We start from the raw sequence: 20,643 nt of genomic DNA, 5'->3' as shown, positions 1-20,643 counted from the left end.
CCAGACCTCGGCCCAGCGTGGATTCACCACCTCAGCGATCACCGTGGCCGCCCTGGAACATGGCGCGGATCGAGCCTTCGTCAGGCAACTTCTCGCCCCCGGTAACTGCTTCGACCACCGCCTCAGCGTCAGCGCGGCTCACGTTGTTGTAACGGTCCGCATTCCGATAGTCATCGAGGAAACGGACCACAAGGCCAGGATCGTAGGCCCACGCTCGGGCCCGATGATCCCAGAGGACCGCCTGCCCTACACCCACATCCATGACGAAGAGGCCCGCCGGCTCGCTCTGCTCATCGGTACGGTAGATCACGTAGTAGCTCAACAATCTCCTGCTCCAACTCTTCAGCGACCTGCGGCGCTATGGGGAAGTCACGCGACCCTAAACCCAGCCCTTGCACCACCTGCTCGAGACTTGCCCCCTGGCGAGCCAACCAGGCGCGGTATTCGCGCCAGACGTCGATGTTCTGGCTGACCCACTTGGCGAAGGTGGCATCCTTGGCCGGAAAACGGAGATCGAGTCCGTCCGGCAACTCATCCGGCAGGCCGCGTGCCCGGTTCGCACCGAGCATCCGCAGAAGCGCGTCGACTCGTCGTTCGGGGCTGTTCGACGGACGCCGCAGAATTTCGTACTCATCATGGGTAGCCAGCCACGCTTCCCGCGACACCGGAGTGTGCAGTTGCAACTCGATCAGCATCCCGTCCGGCGATCGGAGCGTGCAGTTCAATCCGTAGAAACGGTTTCCCTGCCGCCAGAAGTTCTTGCAGGCTGAAGTTGGCACCGAGAAGCCGGCCTCGGTCAGGCCGGCAAGGACCAGTTCGACGGCGTTGCTGTAGTCCATGCCAGACGGCAGTTCGAGGCAGAACCTCAGGACGTCATTGACGCTTGCCGCGAAGTCCGTTACGTCGATCGTGGCAACGCGGGCCTCGTCGAGGTACTTCCGAGCCAGCGATTCCAGCCCTTTGACGCGAAACTCGCGCTCTCGTAGGCGGACTGGGTCGCTCAGGTCGAGCGCGCCGGTCACGTACTGCCCGATCTGAGCCAAAGCATTCTCGACCCGGTCCGCAGCGCTCAAAGCCCGCTCCCGGAGTTCCGTCAGCACAGCCAGTTCAGGGCTAGTGAGCTGGGCAAGGTTTGGCGTTGGTCGATCAGCGCCACGTGGCTCTGCCCTGTCGAAATCTGCACCAGACGAGCCAGGGCCGTCGAGGAGCAGGTACATCCGGTTGATGTACGGGTCACCGTGCCCGCCGTCGTCGTACGTCGGTGGGTGATCCGGCAGGTCGGGCCGTTCGCTGAACCGGCCCCGGGGCAGGCCGCCGAGCGGCATCGGTCGGCCGTCCCCGCTCAGCACCAGCGCGTCGATGCCGACCACGTCCGGGTAGAGCGGCCGGTCCCGGACCGCGCCGTTCTGCGGGTCCACGTAGAGAATCGTGCCGTTCTGGTTGAGCGCCACCCAGGCGTGCGAACCACCGTGTGCCCACTCGGTGACCAGGAACGAGTAGCTGCCGTGGCCGCCCAGCAGCAGTTGGTCGTGCAGGTTGCGGTAGCCCCGGTCGACGGCCTGCCGCGCCTGCGCTGCGTCCGTTGGTTGGCCGGACGTCGGGGCGACGAGTTGTTGGAAGCGCCCGCCGGTCACGTCTTCGACCCGGCCGGGGCCGCCTGCCTCGCCACGGATGGGACGCCTGATGTCGCCGTCGAGGTAGCCGTCGAAGGTGCGCGGTGCCGAGACGCGGGGTCGCCCGTGCACCCAGGTCTCGAAGAGCGACAGGGTGCAGTCCAGGCAGTTGATGCCCCGGGTGGCGTCGGCGGCGGGACCGCCGTCGTTGAGGAGCCGGAACCAGCCGCCCTGCCGGGGGTCGGCGGTGCGGATGACGGTGCCGTCCGGCTCGCGGGGCATCTGCCGTTCCACGTCGACCTGGTGCAGGGCGAGCGGTGGACGCAGCCCTCCGGGCTGCCCGTACGGGCGGGAGTCGTCGATCGGCGGCGGATCGTCGTCGCCGGTGAGCCTGGACGGGCCGGCGGTCTCCACCGCGCCGAGCGCGAGCGCGCCCACGTCCCGGTTGGCGTACTCGAAGGTGGCGCTGATGTCCACCACCGACGGGGCGGCGCTGCCGGCCAGCACCGCGTCGGCCAGGTCACGCCATTCGGAGTACGCGCGGGCCTCCTCGTTCGCGGCGCGCTGCCAGCCGTCGGCCCAGAGCCGGTTGCCGGCCTGGTGCAGTTGTCGGGCGTAGGTGGCGTACTCGACGGTGCGACGATCGTGCTCCACGGCGCGCGTACGCAGGCGGGCGGCTTCGGTCTGCCGGCGGTTGGTCTCGAACTCGATGCGCAGTGACTCGTAGTGCTCCTGGTAGCGCCGCCGCTCGGCGGCTTCCGCAGCGGCGGCCCACTGCGCCGCGTACGAGTCGTCGGGGTCGGGATCCTGCACCGACGGGGCACCGAACGCGGCCACGTCGACGGGGACCGACGCCCTTCCCCGGGCCGGGTGCTCGGGTGCGCGCACCGGTGCCGGTGTCTCCCGCGTCGGTGCACGCGGCGGCACGACGGATCGACCCACCACCGCCGGGGTGGGGGCGACCGGCGGCGACGTGTTGGTGGTGCTCGGGACGCCGTAGGTGACCGGCGTCGCGAGGCCGGGAGTGAGCGTCGGCGCGGAAGGGCCGGTCGTCGGAGACCAGGCGGTCGGCCCTGAGGGAGTGACGTGCGGCGAGTTGCCGGGGTGCGGCGGGGATCCACCGGTGGCAGCCGGGCCACTGTTCGATTCGACAGGGACGGCAACCGGCGCGGCCGAGAGCGTGGGGTCGGCCGTGGCCGGGTGCGGTAGGCCCACTCTCTCCTCGACCGGCGCGACAGTGGACGGCGCCGCCTCGGTCGACAGTGCCGACGAGTCCATCTCGGACACCACACCGACCGGGACCGGTGCCGACGTCTGGCCGTCGGGCGTGACGGGTGACGCCGACGACTGCTCGGCGCCAGGGGACGTCGGCGCAGCCGGCTGGTCCGGCGACGACACGTCGACGGTCTCCGTGGCCTGCACGGGTACGACCCCAGCCGTATTCAGACCACCCGAAGCCACACCATCGGCAGCCGCCGAGGACGCGGCCCCCACCGCAGACGGCACCCCCGCCGTCGCAGATGCGGCCCCCACCGCCGACGGGACCTCCGCGGCCTCAGTAGCCCCCACCGCCGACGGGACCTCCGCCGCCGCAGACGCAGCCCCCACTGAGGACGCCCCCGCAGAGGCCACATCCTCCGCATCGGGCAGCGCCGACGGGAGGGATGGACCAGCGAGCGACGCTCCCGCCAGGGCATTCGCCTGGGCGTCGAGCCGGGCGCGTAGCGCGTGGTCGGTCTGGCCGGTCGCCGAACCGGTGGCCCCGGACGCGGCGGCGCGCGCCACGTCCTCCATCGAGGTCAGGCCCTGACCGGTGGCCAGGCTCGCCGCCCCCTCGGCGAGCACCTCGCCGGTCATCTCCCGCCCCAGGTGCTCCCCGACTCGCGCCGCCCGCCCGGTCGCGTGCCGGCCCAGGCCGGCCAGCGGGGCCACCGCCCCGCCGGCGAGCCCACCGACCGCCGAGGCGCCGAGATCGGTCAGGTCCAGGCCGTGGGCCCGGCCGGTGGAGTTCTGGTACGCCTGGGTGGCCAGGGTGACCCCGGCCTCCTCGGTGGCCTCCTCCAGCCCTTCGCGGGCGGCCCGCTTGGCGAACCCGCGTGCGCCCCCTCGGGCGACCTCCTTGGCGGCCCGTTCGCCGGCCTCCTTGAGCCCGTGTTTGAGGGATTTGCTGGCCAGTTGGCCCATCAGCCGCTTGAAGATCTGGTGAACCAGGAGCCGGGTGGCGGTGATCGCCGCGCCGGCGGCCGGGGTTGCGGCGCCGGCGGTCAGCACCGCCGCCACCGCCACGGTGAGCAGCTCGATGACCAGGATGCCCAGCTCGATCCAGACTTCCAGCTTGGCGCCCTCGATGTCGCACCCGCACTCCTCGACCAGTCGGCCCAGGTCGGCCGTGACGGCGAGCAGTACGGGCAGCGGCGCGTCGGTGTCCTCGGCGAGCCTGCGCCAGGCCGCCTCGAACGCCGCGCCGACGGCTCCGACACCGCCGTATCCACTGTGCACCTCGGCGGCGGCCGTGGCGGCGTCGGCGTGCGGCCCGGCGAGCACGGAGGCGACCGCGTACCACTGGTCGGCGACGTCCCACACGGCCCGCTCGTTGCCCTCCGGCCACTGCACGCCGACCACCCAGTCGAGGGCCTCGTAGATCCAGCCGGGCACGTCCCACGGAGCGTGGTCCAGTGGGTGCGGGATGGGGCTCGGCAGCACGCTCATCTCAGATCGCCGGTTGTCAGCGCCGGTCGGCGGCCCGACCGAGGCGGGTGGCGTTGGCGTCGTCGGTCTGCACGCTCGCGTCGACGGACTGGACCACATCGCCGCCCAGCTCGGTGAGCCGGTGCCCGACGCCCGCCCAGGCGCGCAGCACGGTCTGTTCGAACCCGCGGTAGTTGCGCTCGAAGGCGTTGCCGATGTCGTCGCGCCCCCACGGCCGGGCACCGCTGGCGGCCTCGATGGCGCCCCCTTCCGCCGCACGACGGGCCGTCACCGCCTCGCCGGCGAGCGCCAGGTCGGCACCGCCCCGGCGGGCCCGGGACGGATCGAGCCAGAGCTGCCCGTCGGTCATGCCGTCGCCTCACCCTTGCGGAGCACGGCGTCGGCCCGACCGAGCAGCGCGGCGTAGTCGCCGGTCCTGAGGAAGTCGATGGCCCCGGAGCCGGCCGGCATGCTCTCGGCGACGAGGTCGCTGGTGGCGTCGGCGGCGGCGGTCGCGGCGGCCCGGATCGTTTCGGTGATTTTTCGGCCGAGCACCAGGGCGTCCCGGTCCCGGTAGATGGCGGTGGTCAGCTCGACCTCGATCAACTGGCCCTGCGCGCCGACGGTCGCCGTCACCTGCCCGTCGGCCGACCGCCGGGTCACCCGCAGCGCTTCGAGCCGCGCCTGAAGGGTGTCCAAACCGGACCTGAGCTGCTGGTACTGCCCATAGATGTCGTCGAATCGGGCCCGTAGCTCGCGATTGACGTCCCGGTCCGCCTGTGCGTCCACCGCCGCCCCTCCCGTCACCGTCGGTAGAGCGAAACGATACCGGCCGCCATCGATCCGTGTAGTCCGGTAGTTTCAATGCGTGATCGACCGTCAACAGGCCGAGCAGCTCGCGGCCACCTGGGCCCGCCGCGACTCGCAGCGGCTCGGCCACGAGTGCAGCGCGATGGTCGACGAGTTCGACCTGGGTTACGTCATCACGTCCGTCGTGCCCGGCGAGGTGCGCACGGTGCCGGGCGACCTGCCGACGACGGTCATCGACAAGCAGACCGGCACTGTCACCACCTGGCCCCGGGTGCCGAGCACCGTGGTGGCGGAGATGTACCGGCGTAGCCAGCCCGACGGGCCGACAGCCCCTCGCACCGTCGACCCGTCGACGGTGCTGCTGCGGGAGATAAGCCGGGGCGTCACCCCGAACACCGCCGCGCACCTGACCATCGACGGACGGATCTGGACGGCCCAGGGCACGAGGGCCGAGGTGCCACTCAACCACCACTCGCTGGTCCGCGACTATCTGGCCCAGCTGCCTCCCGGCGAGCTGGTGCGCGGCGGGGAGGCTCACGCCGAGCTGATCGTGGTCTCCGACGTCCTGCACGAGTACGACCATCGCCGCGCCGCCGAGGGCATCGCTCCGATGGGGAGGGCCGAGGCGGCGGCGCTCCTGGGGAACGCCCGCTTCGAGGTCTTCCGGATCCGTGAGCCGGGTGATCCCGCTGGTGGGCCGGCCGAGCGGCCCTGCGACTCGTGCGTCGCCTTCCTGGTCCGGGCGAACGTCCTGCCGGAGGCGGCGCGCGCCTTCACCGAGACCTGGACCGCGCCGGAGGCCCCGGATCCCGACCCTGGGCGCTTTCCCCCGGCGGTCGCCAACGCGCTGGTCGCGGCCGGGTGGCGACCACACATCGGTGACCAGATCATGGCCGCTGCCGCCGTACGGGACGTCACGTCGGTGCCGGGGCGAGACCATCGGCACGAGGTCTTTCCCGCCGCCGTGGAGGCGCTCACCGCGTTCCCCAGCCTGGTCGGGGCGCGGCGCGGCCGGGGCGAGCAGGTGTGGATCTCGCGTTTCGACATCCGTCCGCACGCCATCGCGCACACCGCCGACACCCTCGCGGACTTCGGCGCGGTGCTCGGCGTGCGCCTCTTCCCGATCGGCACCGAGCAGCAGGACAGCATCCTGGCGGTGGACGAGCGCGGCCGGGTGTTCGCGCTCGACCAGGCCGGCGAGTGGTTCCTCGGCGATACCGTCGACGCCGCGCTGACCACCCTGCTGCTCGGCCGCGCCCCCGCCCGAGTGAGCGACGACGGCACCTGGCAGGCCGACTAGCTCGGCGCGGGGCCGCCTCCTAGAGCGCGAGGCCGGTCAGCACCATCACCCGGGGCTCGGTGTAGTCGTCCATCGCGCTGCGCAGCCCTTCCCGGCCGACGCCGCTGCCCTTCACCCCGCCGTACGGCATCTGGTCGGCGCGGTACGACGGCACGTCGCCGACGATCACCCCGCCCACCTCCAGCGCGCGGGCGGCGGCGAAGGCCACGTCCAGCCGCCGCGTGAAGACGCCGGCCTGCAAGCCGTACGCCGAGTCGTTGACCGCGGCGAACGCGGCCTGGTCGTCGGTGACCGGGGCGACCACCAGCACCGGCCCGAACACCTCCTCGGCCACGACCCTGGCGTCCGCCGGGACGCCGGTGAGGACGGTCGGGGGGTAGGTGGCACCTGCGCGCAGGCCGCCCACCTCGACGGTGCCGCCGGCGGCGACGGCCTCGGCGACCCACGTCTCGACCCGGCGGGCCGCGTCCTCGGACACCATCGGCCCGACGTCGGTCAGCTCGGAGGCGGGGTCGCCGGTGCGCAGCCCGCGCACGGCGGCCACCAGCCGGGGCAGGAAGTCGGCGTAGCGGGCGTGGTGCACGTACACCCGCTGCACGGCGATGCACGACTGGCCGGCCTGGTAGTTGGCGAACGTCGCGATGCGCTGCGCGGCGTAGTCCAGGTCCTCGTCGGAGGTCCAGTCCGCACACAGCACCGCTGCGGCGTTGCCGCCCAACTCCAGCGTCACGTGTTTCTGCGGCGCGGCGCGGCGGATGGCCGCGCCGACCGGACCGGAACCGGTGAACGACACGACCGGCAGCCGGGGTTCGGTGACCAGTTCGGCGGCCCGGTCGTTGGGCAGCGGCAGCACCGAGAACATCCCCGCCGGCAGGTCGGTCTCGGCCAGCAGCTCGCCGAGCAGCAGCGCGGTCAGGGGCGTCGCGGGCGCGGGCTTGACGATGATCGGCGCGCCGACGGCGATGGCCGGCGCCACCTTGTGGGCGACGAGGTTGAGCGGGAAGTTGAACGGCGTGATGCCCAGCACGGGGCCTCTCGGCACCCGCCGGACCAGCGCGATCCGCCCGCCGGCAGCCGGGTCGGTGTCGAGTCGTTGCAGCTCCCCGGAGAAGCGTCGGGCCTCCTCGGCTGCCCACCGGAAGGTCGACACGGCCCGACCGACCTCGGCGCGGGCCCACTTGAGCGGCTTGCCGTTCTCCGCGGTGATCAGCGCGGCGATCTCGGCGGCGCGTTCGGTGAGCCGCCGGGACACGTGGTCGAGGGCCGCCGCGCGGGCGTACGCGGGCAGGGCCGCGGCGTGCGCGGCCACCCCGACCGCGGCGGCGACGGCGGCGGCGACCTGGTCGGGCGTGGCGAATGTGGTACGCCCCACCGGGCGGCCGTCGTACGGGTGGTGGACGGTCAGCTCACCCTCGCCGGCGGCGGGTCGGGAGGCGACGAAGAAGGGTGCGGGCTCCACGCCGAGCAGCGTAGCCGAGCGATCAGCCGACGGAAACAGTCGCGATAACCCTTGTCTGCCGCGAATTCGGTAGCGAAGATGGCAGAGAGATTGCGATAACCGCCGCAGAACCGCGCCCCCGGCCCCCTCGGAGTGAACCCTCATGAGTGACCAGCAGCAGCTGCGCAACTTCGTCAACGGCTCCTACGTCGACCCGGCCGACGGCGGCTACGCCGATCTGGTCGACCCCTGCACGGGTGAGGTGTTCGCCCAGGCCCCGGTCTCCGGGGCTGCCGACGTGGACGCGGCGATGAACGCCGCCGCCACCGCCTTCGAGAGCTGGCGGGAGGTCACCCCCGCCGAACGGCAGCGGGCGCTGCTCAAGCTCGCCGACGCCGTGGAGGCGCGCGCCGCCGAACTTGTCGACGCCGAGGTGCGCAACACCGGCAAGCCCCGGCAGCTCACCGCCGATGAGGAGCTTCCCCCGGCGGTGGACCAGTTCCGGTTCTTCGCCGGTGCCGCCCGGATGCTGGAGGGTCGCTCGGCCGGGGAGTACCTGGCCGGGCACACCTCGTACGTGCGGCGGGAGCCGATCGGCGTCTGCGCGCAGGTCACGCCGTGGAACTACCCGCTGATGATGGCGGTCTGGAAGATCGCCCCGGCGCTCGCCGCCGGCAACACCGTGGTGCTCAAGCCGTCGGACACCACCCCGGTGTCGACGCTGCTGCTCGCCGAGATCGCCGCCGAGTTCTTCCCGCCGGGGGTGTTCAACGTGGTCTGCGGCGACCGGGACACCGGTCGTACCCTCGTGTCGCACCCGACCCCGCAGCTGGTGTCGATCACCGGCTCGACCCGCGCGGGCATGGAGGTCGCCGCCGCGGCGGCCCCCGACCTGAAGCGGACCCACCTGGAGCTGGGCGGCAAGGCCCCGGTGGTCGTCTTCGACGACGCGGACGTGGCGGCGGCGGCCGAGGCCATCGCGTTGGGTGGCTACTTCAACGCCGGGCAGGACTGCACGGCGGCCACCCGCGTGCTGGCCGGGCCGGGCGTCCACGACGACTTCGTGGCGGCGCTCACCGAGCAGGCCCGCGCCACGAAGACCGGCGGGCCGGACGACGCCGACGTGCTCTACGGCCCGCTGAACAACGCCAACCAGCTCGCCCGGGTCAGCGGTTTCGTGGACCGGCTGCCGGACCACGCGGCGATCCAGACCGGTGGGTCCCGCCACGGCGAGCGCGGCTACTTCTACGCGCCGACCGTGGTCTCCGGGCTGCGGCAGGCCGACGAGATCATCCAGGACGAGGTGTTCGGTCCGGTCATCACCGTGCAGCGCTTCACCGACGAGGACGAGGCGGTGCGCTGGGCCAACGGCGTCGACTACGGCCTGTCCGCCTCGGTCTGGACCAAGGACCACGGCCGGGCCATGCGGATGACCCGACGGCTCGACTTCGGCTGCGTCTGGGTGAACACGCACATCCCGTTCGTCTCGGAGATGCCGCACGGTGGCTTCAAGCACTCCGGGCACGGCAAGGACCTGTCGGTCTACAGCCTGGAGGACTACACCCGGATCAAGCACGTCATGCACAACATCGAGGGCTGAACCCATGCCGAGTTCGGAGGAGTTGCACAAGCGGCGCGGCGGCGCCGTCGCCCGGGGCGTCGGCAGCGTCATCGCGTCCTACGTGGACAGTGCTGCCGGCGGGACGATCACCGACGTCGACGGCCGGGAGTGGATCGACTTCGCCGCCGGCATCGCCGTCACCAGCGTCGGCAACTCCGCCCCGAAGGTGGTCGAGGCGGTCCGCGCGCAGGTCGAGCGGTTCACCCACACCTGCTTCATGGTCGCGCCGTACGAGTCATACGTGGCGGTGTGCGAGCACCTCAACGCGCTGACGCCGGGCGGGTTCGAGAAGCGTTCGGCGTTGTTCAACTCCGGCGCGGAGGCGGTGGAGAACGCGGTGAAGGTCGCCCGGCACGCCACCGGTCGACCGGCGGTGGTGGTGTTCGACCACGCGTACCACGGCCGGACCAACCTGACGATGGCGTTGACCGCGAAGAACATGCCGTACAAGCACCGGTTCGGGCCGTTCGCCGGGGAGATCTACCGGGTGCCGATGTCGTACCCGCTGCGCGACGGTGGGCTCTCCGGAGCGGAGGCCGCAGCTCGGTCGATCGAGATGATCGAGAAGCAGGTCGGCGCGGAGAACGTCGCCGCGCTACTCATCGAGCCGATCCAGGGTGAGGGTGGTTTCGTCGTACCCGCGCCGGGTTTCCTGCCCGCGCTGCGTGCCTGGGCGACGGCGGCCGGGGTGGTCTTCGTCGCCGACGAGATCCAGACCGGCTTCTGCCGGACCGGCGACTGGTTCGCCTGCCAGCACGAGGGCGTCGAACCCGACCTGGTGACACTCGCCAAGGGCATCGCCGGTGGCCTGCCGCTGGCCGCGGTGACCGGTCGGGCCGAGCTGATGGACGCGGTGCACGTGGGCGGGCTCGGCGGCACGTACGGCGGCAACCCGCTCGCCTGCGCCGCCGCGCTCGCCACCATCGAGACCATGCACGAGCTGGACCTGGTCGGGGCGGCCAGACGGATCGAATCGCTGCTGGTCCCCCGGCTACGGGCCATCGCCGAACGGGATCCACGGGTCGCCGAGGTACGCGGCCGGGGCGCGATGCTCGCCATGGAGCTGGTGCTGCCGGGCACGCTCACCCCCGACCCGGTCGCCACCGCGGCGATCTCGGCGGCCTGTCACGCCGCGGGCCTGCTCACCCTGACCTGCGGCACGTACGGAAACGTGCTGCGCCTCCTACCCCCGCTGGTGATCTCCGACGCCCAGCTCAACCGGGGCGCGGACCTGCTCGACGCCGCCTTCCGCTGAGCGGCTGAGCGGCGGAGGGGCCCGGTGCACGGGCCCCTCCGCCGACGTCAGCGCAGCACCTCGACGGTGTTGCGGCGCACCAGGTTCTTGCCCGGCTCGCGGATCTGATCCATCGCCGCCGCGTTGAGCAGCACGCAACTGCCCGACGGGCCGGTCACCGTCACCGTGGCGGCGCGGTTGTTGTCCAGGTTGGTCACCCGCAGCCGGGTACCCACCGGGAACCGGTCGCTGGTCGCCGCCGGCGCCCCCGCCTCCTCGAAGAAGGTGATCGCCCCGGTGCACGCCGACCGGGGCGCCGGTCCGGGCGCGCCGGGCGACGCCGCGCCGGGGCGGACCGTGCCGGGGGCCGGAGCGCCGGCCGGCGGCGCGGCGCCGTCGACGCGTTCCACCACGTTGCGGCGGATCACGTTCTTCCCCGGTTCCCGGACCAGCTCCATGGCCGCCGCGTTGAGCAGCACGCAACTGCCCGACGGGCCGGTCACCGTCACCGTGGCCGCCCGGTTGTTGTCCAGGTTCGTCACCCGCAGCCGGGTACCCACCGGGAACCGGTCGCTGGTCGCCGCCGGCGCCCCGCCCTCCGCCGAGAAGGTGACCGAGCCGGAGCAGACCGACGACCGGGCCGGGGCCGTGTCGGCGAACCCGAAGCTGGTCCCCACCGCCACACCCGCCGCGGCGAGCACCGCCACGCTCGCCGCCAGCACGTGCCTGCGCTGCACCCTCATCGCCGTCACTCCCGTCCTCGGTGGTGTCTTCACCCACCTGGTACGGGCCGCAGCGCCCTACCGTTCAGCCGGCACCGGTATCGATCGCGCGGCGGCCAGGTCAACCGGCCCGTACCGGGTACACGGCGCGCCGGTGATCAGCGCCCAGTAACGGTCGCCGTACGACCAGTGCCACCACTCCGTCGGGTAGTTCACCATCCCCGCGCCGCCCAGCGCGTCCACCATGATCTGCCGGTGCCGACGGGCGGCGCCGACGATCGCCGGGGCGTCGGTGAAGCAGGCGTCGGCGCTGTCCTCCGGGGTGGCGTCGATGGCAGTGCCCAGATCCACCTCCACCCCGTCGTCGGTGCAGAGCGTCAGGTCCACCGCGCCGCCGGTGCTGTGCGGGGCCACCTCGACCGGTGAGACGAACTTCGTCGTCTCCCGGTGCAGCCGCTCGGGTGACCAGTCCGGGTGTCGTCGGCGCAGCTCGTCCCGGTAGCCGGTGAAGATGGCCAGCTGCGCCCGGTACGGCCGGTAGCCCTCGACCACCAGCAGGCGCAGCCCACCGGGCAGGGCGCGCTGCGCGGCGAGCAGGCGGTCCACCACACCGGCGCGCAGCCGGGCGTACGCCCCGGCGGGGTCGGCCGCCCGGCCGTCGAGCCGCAGCTCCGGCACCTCCCGCAGGTCCACGAACTCGTCGCCGTCGTCGGCGCTGGGCACTGCCGCCACCCGGGGATCGGAGAGCAGGATCATCCGAGGCTCCCCACAGTGCTCGCGGGCCGTTCCGCGTACCGGACCCGGGCCAACTCGACGAGACGGTCCACCACCTCCCGGTAGCTGACCCCGACGGCGGCCCACACCTTCGGGTACATCGAGTGCGCGGTGAAGCCGGGCATCGTGTTCAGCTCGTTGACGTACAGCTCGCCGGTCGTCTCGACGTAGAAGAAGTCGACCCGGGCCAGGCCCCACCCGCCGATCGCGGCGAACGCGCGCAGCGACAGCTCACGGACCCGCGCGGTCACCTCGTCCGGCAGCACGGCGGGGACGATCATCGGGTCGTCGTCGCCGAAGTACTTCTGCTGGTAGTCGAACCAGCCGCCGCTGACCCGCACCTCGCCGACCGCCGACGCCTCGGGGCGCCAGCCACCGAGCACCGCGCACTCCAACTCCCGGCCGGCGACACCCTGCTCGACCATGACGAGCTGGTCGTGGCGGAGCGCCTCCCGCACGGCGGCGGCCAGGTCGTCGCCCTCGCCGACCCGGGAGATGCCGATCGACGAGCCCATGCTGGCCGGCTTGACGAAGAGCGGCCGGCTCAGCCCGGTCACCAGCTTCTCCGGGTCGTCGACCGTCCGGTAGGTGTGCGCGTCGAACGCCACGTACGGGGTGACGGGGATGCCCTCGGCGCGCAGCGCCCGCTTCATCGCCACCTTGTTCATGCCCACCGCCGAGGCGAGGATGCCGCAGCCCACGTACGGCACGTTCAGCGACTCCAGCAGCCCCTGCACCACACCGTCCTCCCCGTACGGGCCGTGCAGCACCGGGAAGAGCACGTCCAGCTCGGCGTGCACAGCGCCGGGGGCGTTACCGGCGGTCACCTGCACCACGCCCGGACGCGGACCGGCCCGCAACTCGACGGCCGGCCCGCTCACCACCAACTGGTCGTCGATGGCCCGCTCACCGGCCGGCCGGTCGCGCAACTCGGCCAGCAGCGCGTCGGGCATCAGCCGAAAACCGCCGCCGCGGGTGACACCGATGGCGACAGTGCGGTAGCCGCCACCGGCAAGCGCCCGGGCCACCCCGAGCGCGGACGCACACGACACCTCGTGCTCCGCCGACGGCCCACCGAACAGGATGCCGATCCGAACTGGCGCGCTCACGCCGCCGCCCCTTCCCGGGTCAGGTCGGCGGACCGGGGTGCCATCAACCGGGCCACCAACGCCGCCTCCACGTTCCCGCCGGTCAGCACCACACCGACCGTCCGCTGCCGGTCCGTCACCGGCGCAAGGCGGAGGGCGCCGGCCAGGGCCGCCGCGCCGGACGGCTCGGCGAGCACCTTGAGGTCGGTCAGGATCAGCCGGAACGCCGCCGCGATCTCGTCGTCGTCGACCCGGACGACGCCGCGCAGCCTGTCCCGCGCGATGGCGAACGGCAGCTCACCCACGCAGGACGGCCGCAGCCCGTCCGCGATGGTGGGCGCCGGTGCGACCGGCACGCGAACACCGGCCGCCAGGCTGCGGGCGAGCGAGTCGCAGCCCACCGGCTCCACGCCGTACACCTCGATGCCGGTGCCGGCGGCGGCCAGGCACCCGCCGGCCACCCCGCCACCACCGCCGACCGGTACGACGAGCGCGTCCAACGGTGTCCCCGCGCGCTCGGCGTCCTCGATCAGTTCCAGGCTCGCCGTGCCCTGCCCGGCGATCACGTCCGGGTGGTCGTACGCGTCGACGACGGGGTGACCGCAGTCGTCGCTGAGCCCGTTGGCCACCGCCACCCGCTCCTCGACGGCGGTGCCGGCGAACACCACCCGCGCCCCCGCCGCGCGGGCCCGCTCGACCTTCGTCGGTGCCGCGTCGACCGGCAGCACCACTGTCGCCGCGAGGCCGTGCTGTCGGGCCGCCAACGCCACCGCCACCGCGTGGTTGCCGGTGCTCTGCGCGATCACCCCGGTGTGCCCGGCCGCGGCGAGGCGACCGACAGCGCGCAGTGCGCCGCGCATCTTGTACGAGCCGCCGTGCTGAAGGTTCTCCGCCTTGAGCAGGACCCGGGCCCCGGCGAGTTCGTCGATCACCGGGGACCGCAGCACTGGTGTGCGGACCACGCGGCCGGCCAGCCAGCGGCTGGCCTCCTCGACATCGGCCCGGGTCTGGCCAACGGTGCGTGACATCGTCTCTCCTTTTTCGGGCACACCACGGGCGGGATCCAGCGGTACGTGGACCCCGGGACGGTGGGTGGAAGTGTCAGGTCACTGCGGGTAGCTGAACGTCGACCCGCAGGCCGCCGTGTTCGGCGGGCCGGGCCGCGATGATGCCGTCGTGCGCCTGGGTGATCGAGCGGGCGATGGCCAGGCCCAGACCGGCCCCGCCGCCCTGCGAGGTCCGGTCCCGGGCGAGCCGGCGGAACGGTTCGAACAGACCCGCCACCGCCTCGGCCGGCACGGGTTGACCGGTGTTGACCACCGACAGTGCGGGCACGCCACTCACCACGACGGTCAGCGAGCCGCCCGGCCGGTTGTACTTGATGCCGTTCTCCACCAGGTTGGTGACCAGGCGCTCCAGCAGCACCCGCTCGCCGACGACGACCCGGGGCACGAGGTGGGTGCCGATGGTGACCCCGGCCTCCCGGGCGCGGTCGAGGTATCCGGCGAGCACCGCCTCGACGATCGTGTCGAGCCGCTGCGGGATCCGCGAGCGCAGGCCCTGGTCACTCTCGCTGAGCGCGAGCAGACCCTCGATGAGGCGTTCGTTGCGCTCGTTGGTCTCCAGCAGCTGGCTGGTCAACAACTCCAACTGCTCGCCGGTGAGCGTCCTGGCCATGCCGACCTCGATGAGCGTCCGCTGCACCGCGAGGGGCGTCCGCAGCTCGTGCGAGGCGTTCGCCGCGAACCGCCGCTGCCCCTCGTACCCGGCGGAGACACGTTCCATCATCTCGTCGATCGCCCGGGCCAGCCGGGCCAGCTCGTCGCGGCCCCGGGGCCGGATCCGGTGACCGAGGTTCTGCGGGCCGAGGTGACCGATCGGCCCGGCCAGGTCAGCGACCGGGCGCAGGCACCACGCCGCGCCGAACCAGAGCCCCACCAGGGCGGCCACTGTCACCAGCAGCACGGCCCCCAGGGGCAGCATGTACGCCCCCGGTCGCACGTCGGCGCAGACGGTGCTCAGTCCCGGCACCGGCAGGTCACAGAACTGCTGCCCCCAGATCCAGGTCACCCCCGCCAGCCACTTGCCCATCGCCGGCAGCACCGGCCCGGCCAGCAGCGCCAGCAGGCCCACCAGCAGCACCCGACGTCGGGGCGTCCAGCTCACGCCGGTCCGCCGATGCGGTATCCGGCCTTCGGAACGGTGTGGATGATCGCCGGGTCGCCGAGCTTCTTGCGCAGGGTCATCACGGTGACCCGTACGGCATTGGTGAACGGGTCGGCGAACTCGTCCCAGGCCTGCTCCAGCAACTCCTCGGCGCTGACCACCTGACCGTCCGCGCGCAGCAGCACGTGCAGCACCGCGAACTCCTTCGGGCTCAGCGCGAGCGGGCGGCCGTCACGGGTGGCCACGTGCCGGCCCACGTCCAGCGCCAGACCGTCCTGGGAGAGCACCGGTGGCAACGCCGGAGTGGACCGCCGCCCGAGGGCCTGCACCCGGGCCACCAGCTCGGCGAAAGCGAACGGCTTGGTCAGGTAGTCGTCCGCGCCGAGGCCGAGCCCTTCCACCCGGTCGCGGATGCCAGCCGCCGCGGTGAGCAGCAGGACCCGGGTGCCGACCTGGGAGTCGGCGATGCTGCGGCACACCTCGTCACCGGTGTGCCCCGGCATGTCCCGGTCGAGCACCGCGACGTCGTACCGGTTCACCCCGACCCGCTCCAACGCACCGTCACCGTCGTAGCAGACGTCGACGGCCATCGAGAGGCGACGCAGCCCTTCGGCCACCGTGTCCGCCAACAACCGTTCGTCGTCCGCCACCAGCACCCGCACGTTTGTCCGCTCCCCCATTTCGGCTTGCCCGGCATACCGTCGCAGGCCCGGGTTAAGGGTTCTGTAAGCACCCGCCGCAGCCATCCTCCACGCGCGTGTCCAGCGGGCAAACCATCGCCAGTCAGCGGATGTCGGCTTCGTTCCTGGCTCACGTCGTCTGCGTGGTCCGTCCCCGACAACCACGGCGGTTGGCGCTAGCGGGTGAGCTGCGTCACGATGGGGGCCGAGGAGGTCGCCCGATGGCTGACCCGTGGCTCGCCCTGGAGTTCGGCGTCGATCCGGCGGAGCGGATCGCGCAGGTCGGCGCCGCCCACGAGGCGTTCCTGACCGCTGGCTCGGCCCCGCACCGGGTACGGGACGTGGTCCGTCGTTCCTGGGAACGCTCGGCCCGGCTCGACCCCGAGGCCACCCCGCCGATCGACCTGGCCGACGACGTTCTGGCCGCGTACCGGGCGGCCCACCCGCTGGCCCGGGTCCTGCCGCTGTTCCGCGACCTGCTCGGCGGCATCGCCCAGGACGGCGCGCACCTGATGGCGGTCTGCGACGCGCACGGGCGGCTGCTCTGGGTCGAGGGGCACCCGGGTGTGCTGCGGCACGCCGAGCGGATGAACTTCGTGCCCGGTGCCCGTTGGGACGAGACACACGCCGGCACCAACGCGCCGGGCACCGCGCTGGCCGTCGACCACAGCGTGCAGATCTTCGCCACCGAGCACTTCAGTCGCCCGGTCCAGCGGTGGACCTGCGCCGCCGCACCGATCCACGATCCCGCCACCGGGCGGCTGCTCGGCGCGATCGACATCACCGGCGGGGACCACCTGGCCAATCCGCAGAGCCTGGCGCTGGTGCGGGCCACCGCCCGGGCCGCCGAGGCGCAGCTCGCCGCCGACCGACCGCCGGAACCCGGCGTGGCCACCGTTACCGCGCTCGGCCGCGACGAGGCGGAGCTGCGGCTCGACAGTCGACGCGTCCGGCTCGGCCGACGGCACAGCGAACTGCTGGTGCTGCTGCTCCAGCACCCCGAGGGACGCACCGGTGAACAACTCGGCCTCGACCTGTACGGCGACGACCGGCTGCACCCAGTAACCCTTCGTGCCGAGCTGTCCCGGTTGCGGCGAGTGCTCGGCCCCGAGTTGCTCGACTCCCGCCCGTACCGGCTACGCGGCACCGTCCGCGCCGACTTCACCACCGTCGCCGACCGGCTGGACCAGGGCGATCCCGCGGGGGCGCTCGACGCGTACCCCGGGCCGTTGCTGCCCGGCTCGGACGCGCCGGGAGTGACGCGACTGCGCCGGCTGATCGACGGTCACCTCCGCGCCGCCGTGCTGGCCACCGCGGACCCGGCGCTGCTCGCCGCCTGGACCGCGACGCCGGCCGGCGCCGACGACCTCGCCGCCTGGCAGGCTCTGGCGCGGGCGCTGCCGGTGGGCGCGCCGCGTCGGCCCCTCGCCCTCGCGCGCATCGATCAGCTCGCCGGGGAGTACGACCTCCAGCGCGCAACGTGGCTGCAACGTTCCTGAAACTAGCGTCGCCGTCGGCACACCCGCACAACGACGGCGGAGGTAACCATGACGCGCTACGACGCGCCCACCCACTGGCAGTCCCGTTACGACCACTTCATCGGCGGCGAGTACGTCAAGCCGCACGGCGGCGCCTACTTCGAGAACCCGACCCCGGTCACCGGGCAGACCTTCACCGAGGTCGCCCGCGGCACCGCACCCGACGTGGAGAAGGCCCTCGACGCGGCACACGGCGCCGCCGACGCCTGGGGCCGGACCCCGGTGGCCGAACGGGCGCTGATCCTCAACCGGATCGCCGACCGGATGCAGGACAACCTGGAGTCCCTGGCCATCGCCGAGAGCTGGGAGAACGGCAAGCCGGTCCGGGAAACCCTCGCCGCCGACATTCCGCTCGCCATCGACCACTTCCGCTACTTCGCCGGGGCGATCCGGGCCCAGGAGGGCTCACTCGGCGAACTCGACGACGACACCGTGGCGTACCACTTCCACGAACCGCTCGGCGTGGTCGGGCAGATCATCCCGTGGAACTTCCCGATCCTCATGGCGACCTGGAAGCTCGCGCCCGCGCTGGCCGCCGGCAACGCCGTGGTGCTCAAGCCGGCCGAGCAGACACCAGCGTCCATCCACTACTGGCTGTCCCTGGTGGCGGACCTGCTGCCACCGGGAGTGCTGAACATCGTCAACGGTTTCGGCGTGGAGGCCGGCAAACCGCTCGCGTCCTCCGCCCGGGTCGCGAAGGTGGCCTTCACCGGCGAGACCACCACCGGGCGGCTGATCATGCAGTACGCCAGTGAGAACATCAAACCGGTCACGCTGGAGTTGGGCGGCAAGAGCCCCAACATCTTCTTCGACGACGTCAGCGCCCACTCCGACGACTTCCTCGACAAGGCGCTGGAAGGCTTCACCATGTTCGCCCTCAACCAGGGCGAGGTCTGCACCTGCCCGTCGCGGGCGCTGATCCAGCAGGGCCACTACAGCGACTTCCTCGCCGCGGCGGTCTCCCGCACCGAGCAGATCGTGCAGGGGCACCCGCTGGACACCGACACGATGATCGGCGCGCAGGCCTCCAACGACCAGCTCGAAAAGATCCTGTCCTACCTGGACATCGGCCGGCAGGAAGGCGCCCGTGTACTGACCGGAGGATCGCGTGCCGACTTGGGCGGCGACTTGTCGGGCGGATACTACGTTGAGCCAACCATCTTCGAGGGCGACAACTCGATGCGGATCTTCCAGGAGGAGATCTTCGGGCCGGTGGTCTCGGTGACCTCCTTCGCCGACCTCGACGACGCCGTGAAGATCGCCAACGACACCCTGTACGGGCTGGGCGCGGGCGTCTGGAGCCGGGACATGAACACCGCGTACCGGGCCGGGCGGGCCATCCAGGCCGGACGGGTGTGGACCAACTGCTACCACGCGTACCCGGCGCACGCCGCGTTCGGCGGGTACAAGCAGTCCGGCATCGGCCGGGAGAACCACAAGATGATGCTGGAGCACTACCAGCAGACGAAGAACCTGCTGGTCAGCTACTCCACCAAGAAGCTCGGTTTCTTCTGATGCCGGTCGTCTCCGTCACCCCCGCCGCGGCGGAGTTGATCCGGTCGCTGCGGGGGCGGCACGGCCCGCTGATGTTCCACCAGTCCGGCGGCTGCTGCGACGGCAGCGCCCCGATGTGCTTCCCGGCGGGCGAGTTCCGCACCGGCGCCTCCGACGTGCTGCTCGCCTCGCTCTCGGTCGACGGGGTGGCTGAGCCGGTCGAGTTCTGGATGTCGACGTCACAGTGGGAGTTGTGGAAACACACCACGCTGACCGTCGACGTGGTGCCGGGCAGAGGCAGCGGCTTCTCCCTGGAAGCCCCCGACGGCGTCCGCTTCCTCATCCGCTCCCACCTGGCCCCGTAAGGCCCCACCCACCCCCACCCCACCCCCACCCCTCGCCGATCTTGCATTTTGTGTTGCCGAAATGTCCTCGATGGCCAATATGTCGGGACAGGAAGTGCAAGATCGGCGAGCGGGGGGTGGGGTGGGGGCCGGCGTTAGGAGAGGGCGGTTTGGATTGTGGCTTTTATGTGTTGGGGGCGGCGGTAGATGTCACGGTCGGTGAAATAGCGCATCCGCCAACCCGCCGCGTCCAGCCAGTTGATCCGCTCCCTGTCGTACCTGAGTCGGTCACGGCCCAGGTGCGACAGCCCGTCGTACTCGATGCCGATTCGGCGTTCGCGGTAACCCAGATCGAGCCGGTACAGAGGAATGCCATAGCCGTCGGCCACCCATATCTGCGGCTCCGGCGGAGGCAGCCCTCCATCGATCAGGATCAGCCGCAACTGGCTTTCCTGGCGGCACTCCGACCTGCCGTCCGCCAGCGGTATGAGTTGGCGGGCTTGTCGAACACCACGCAGCGCATTGTGGGCTGCCACCTCGGCCAGCAGTTCATCCTGGGTGACCAAGCCCGACCGGAGCGCGGCATCGAGCACCGGGAGTGCGTCGAGCCGCCGAACGGCGCGAGCCAGGTCGACTGCGCAGCGAGCCGCCGGCACACAGGGCAGACCATCGACGAAGACCGGTTGAGCGGGTAGGACCGTTCGGTGAACGACCACTCCGGGCAGTCGGGGCTTCGGCATATCGGCGGGCAGCTGTATGTGGATCAGATCATCACGCAGCACCCCGAAGCCGTGTCGGCGGGCGGCACTCTGTCTCGCCAACATCGCCCCATCGGGCAGCCGGAGCATCAGTGCGCGCAGTTCGTCATCGTCGCTGCAGGGCTGGTCGGCATAGACCCCTCTGCGCACGCGATGGAGTTCCTCCCGGTCGAGCCGACTGCGGATCCGCCCAACGGTGAGTTGTCGCATCAGTGCGTCGGTACGCCACAACTGAGTAACCATGGGAGCAGGCTGACCAACCCCGGACCCCACTGAGATCCCGCAACGACCGCCTGTGGACAACCCTCCCCCCTGTGGAAAACCCCCACCCCCTAGCCCCACCGTGCTAGCGCGCCCCACCCCCACCCACACCCC

The 20,643-nt window shown here is 72.0% G+C and carries 18 protein-coding genes; 6 read left to right on the top strand and 12 right to left on the bottom strand.

Annotated features, from left to right (window positions below):
- Positions 1–31: 31 nt before the first annotated feature.
- Genes KBX26_RS08150 through KBX26_RS08135 form a run of 4 tightly spaced genes read right to left on the bottom strand, consistent with a single transcriptional unit; the run spans position 32 to position 5,090 of the window.
- On the bottom strand, positions 32–322 hold the full coding sequence (locus KBX26_RS08150) for a hypothetical protein (protein ID WP_210865075.1): 291 nt from the start codon (positions 320–322) through the stop codon (positions 32–34).
- Entirely contained in the window at positions 291–4,322 is a 4,032-nt protein-coding gene (locus tag KBX26_RS32690; RefSeq protein WP_210865074.1) for a toxin glutamine deamidase domain-containing protein, read from the bottom strand. The genes KBX26_RS08150 and KBX26_RS32690 overlap by 32 nt, the downstream gene beginning before the upstream one ends.
- A 16-nt stretch (positions 4,323–4,338) precedes the next feature.
- Positions 4,339–4,671, bottom strand: a complete 333-nt coding sequence (locus KBX26_RS08140; RefSeq protein WP_210865073.1) for a hypothetical protein — start codon at positions 4,669–4,671, stop codon at positions 4,339–4,341.
- A complete protein-coding gene (locus tag KBX26_RS08135) occupies positions 4,668–5,090 on the bottom strand; it encodes a YbaB/EbfC family nucleoid-associated protein (protein ID WP_030331550.1) in 423 nt (140 codons plus the stop codon). Before KBX26_RS08135 ends, KBX26_RS08140 begins: the two co-directional genes overlap by 4 nt.
- A 79-nt stretch (positions 5,091–5,169) precedes the next feature.
- Between KBX26_RS08135 and KBX26_RS08130 the strand changes: the two genes are divergently transcribed.
- Complete coding sequence (locus tag KBX26_RS08130) at positions 5,170–6,411, top strand: SUKH-3 domain-containing protein (protein ID WP_210865072.1); 1,242 nt, start codon at positions 5,170–5,172, stop codon at positions 6,409–6,411.
- A gap of 19 nt (positions 6,412–6,430) precedes the next feature.
- Here KBX26_RS08130 and KBX26_RS08125 read toward each other — a convergent pair whose 3' ends face one another.
- Positions 6,431–7,870 carry an aldehyde dehydrogenase family protein gene (locus tag KBX26_RS08125; protein WP_210865071.1) on the bottom strand — a complete coding sequence of 480 codons (1,440 nt, stop codon included), beginning with the start codon at positions 7,868–7,870 and terminating at the stop codon, positions 6,431–6,433.
- Positions 7,871–8,012: 142 nt separating this feature from the next.
- On the opposite strand from KBX26_RS08125, the gene KBX26_RS08120 reads away from it, so the two are divergent.
- Together KBX26_RS08120 and gabT are read left to right on the top strand one after the other, a co-directional pair.
- Positions 8,013–9,449, top strand: a complete 1,437-nt coding sequence (locus KBX26_RS08120) for a gamma-aminobutyraldehyde dehydrogenase (protein WP_210865070.1) — start codon at positions 8,013–8,015, stop codon at positions 9,447–9,449.
- A 4-nt stretch (positions 9,450–9,453) separates the two neighbouring features.
- Positions 9,454–10,725 carry a 4-aminobutyrate--2-oxoglutarate transaminase gene (gabT, locus tag KBX26_RS08115; protein WP_210865069.1) on the top strand — a complete coding sequence of 424 codons (1,272 nt, stop codon included), beginning with the start codon at positions 9,454–9,456 and terminating at the stop codon, positions 10,723–10,725.
- A gap of 47 nt (positions 10,726–10,772) precedes the next feature.
- Here the strand turns inward: gabT and KBX26_RS08110 are convergent, their stop codons facing one another.
- The 6 genes from KBX26_RS08110 to KBX26_RS08085 form a co-directional block, all read right to left on the bottom strand.
- The gene (locus KBX26_RS08110) at positions 10,773–11,447 is read right to left on the bottom strand and encodes a hypothetical protein (RefSeq protein ID WP_210865068.1); all 675 of its coding nucleotides are present in this window, start codon (positions 11,445–11,447) and stop codon (positions 10,773–10,775) included.
- 57 nt (positions 11,448–11,504) lie between these two features.
- The gene (locus tag KBX26_RS08105) at positions 11,505–12,182 is read right to left on the bottom strand and encodes a M15 family metallopeptidase (RefSeq protein WP_210865067.1); all 678 of its coding nucleotides are present in this window, start codon (positions 12,180–12,182) and stop codon (positions 11,505–11,507) included.
- Entirely contained in the window at positions 12,179–13,309 is a 1,131-nt protein-coding gene (locus tag KBX26_RS08100) for a D-alanine--D-alanine ligase family protein (protein ID WP_210865066.1), read from the bottom strand. The genes KBX26_RS08105 and KBX26_RS08100 overlap by 4 nt, the downstream gene beginning before the upstream one ends.
- Complete coding sequence (locus KBX26_RS08095) at positions 13,306–14,316, bottom strand: threonine/serine dehydratase (protein ID WP_247680359.1); 1,011 nt, start codon at positions 14,314–14,316, stop codon at positions 13,306–13,308. Before KBX26_RS08095 ends, KBX26_RS08100 begins: the two co-directional genes overlap by 4 nt.
- Positions 14,317–14,389: 73 nt before the next feature.
- Positions 14,390–15,454 (bottom strand): HAMP domain-containing sensor histidine kinase, encoded by a 1,065-nt coding sequence (locus KBX26_RS08090; protein ID WP_307857768.1) that lies wholly within the window; start codon positions 15,452–15,454, stop codon positions 14,390–14,392.
- A complete protein-coding gene (locus KBX26_RS08085) occupies positions 15,451–16,116 on the bottom strand; it encodes a response regulator transcription factor (protein WP_030331573.1) in 666 nt (221 codons plus the stop codon). The genes KBX26_RS08090 and KBX26_RS08085 overlap by 4 nt, the downstream gene beginning before the upstream one ends.
- A 239-nt stretch (positions 16,117–16,355) precedes the next feature.
- Between KBX26_RS08085 and KBX26_RS08080 the strand changes: the two genes are divergently transcribed.
- The 3 genes from KBX26_RS08080 to KBX26_RS08070 are packed head-to-tail and all read left to right on the top strand — an operon-like array spanning position 16,356 to position 19,531.
- Positions 16,356–17,633 (top strand): GAF domain-containing protein, encoded by a 1,278-nt coding sequence (locus tag KBX26_RS08080; RefSeq protein ID WP_030331574.1) that lies wholly within the window; start codon positions 16,356–16,358, stop codon positions 17,631–17,633.
- 48 nt (positions 17,634–17,681) lie between these two features.
- A complete protein-coding gene (gene adh / locus KBX26_RS08075) occupies positions 17,682–19,187 on the top strand; it encodes an aldehyde dehydrogenase (protein WP_030331577.1) in 1,506 nt (501 codons plus the stop codon).
- The gene (locus KBX26_RS08070; protein WP_030331578.1) at positions 19,187–19,531 is read left to right on the top strand and encodes a DUF779 domain-containing protein; all 345 of its coding nucleotides are present in this window, start codon (positions 19,187–19,189) and stop codon (positions 19,529–19,531) included. The genes adh and KBX26_RS08070 overlap by 1 nt, the downstream gene beginning before the upstream one ends.
- A 134-nt stretch (positions 19,532–19,665) precedes the next feature.
- Here the strand turns inward: KBX26_RS08070 and KBX26_RS08065 are convergent, their stop codons facing one another.
- Positions 19,666–20,511, bottom strand: a complete 846-nt coding sequence (locus KBX26_RS08065; RefSeq protein WP_210865065.1) for a DUF559 domain-containing protein — start codon at positions 20,509–20,511, stop codon at positions 19,666–19,668.
- Positions 20,512–20,643: the final 132 nt, after the last annotated feature.

It is taken from the genome of Micromonospora sp. C97 (genome assembly GCF_018070385.1).
Lineage (GTDB): Bacteria > Actinomycetota > Actinomycetes > Mycobacteriales > Micromonosporaceae > Micromonospora > Micromonospora parva.
Note: the sequence above shows the minus strand (reverse complement) of the source record. Positions and strands in the feature narration are given on the sequence as shown.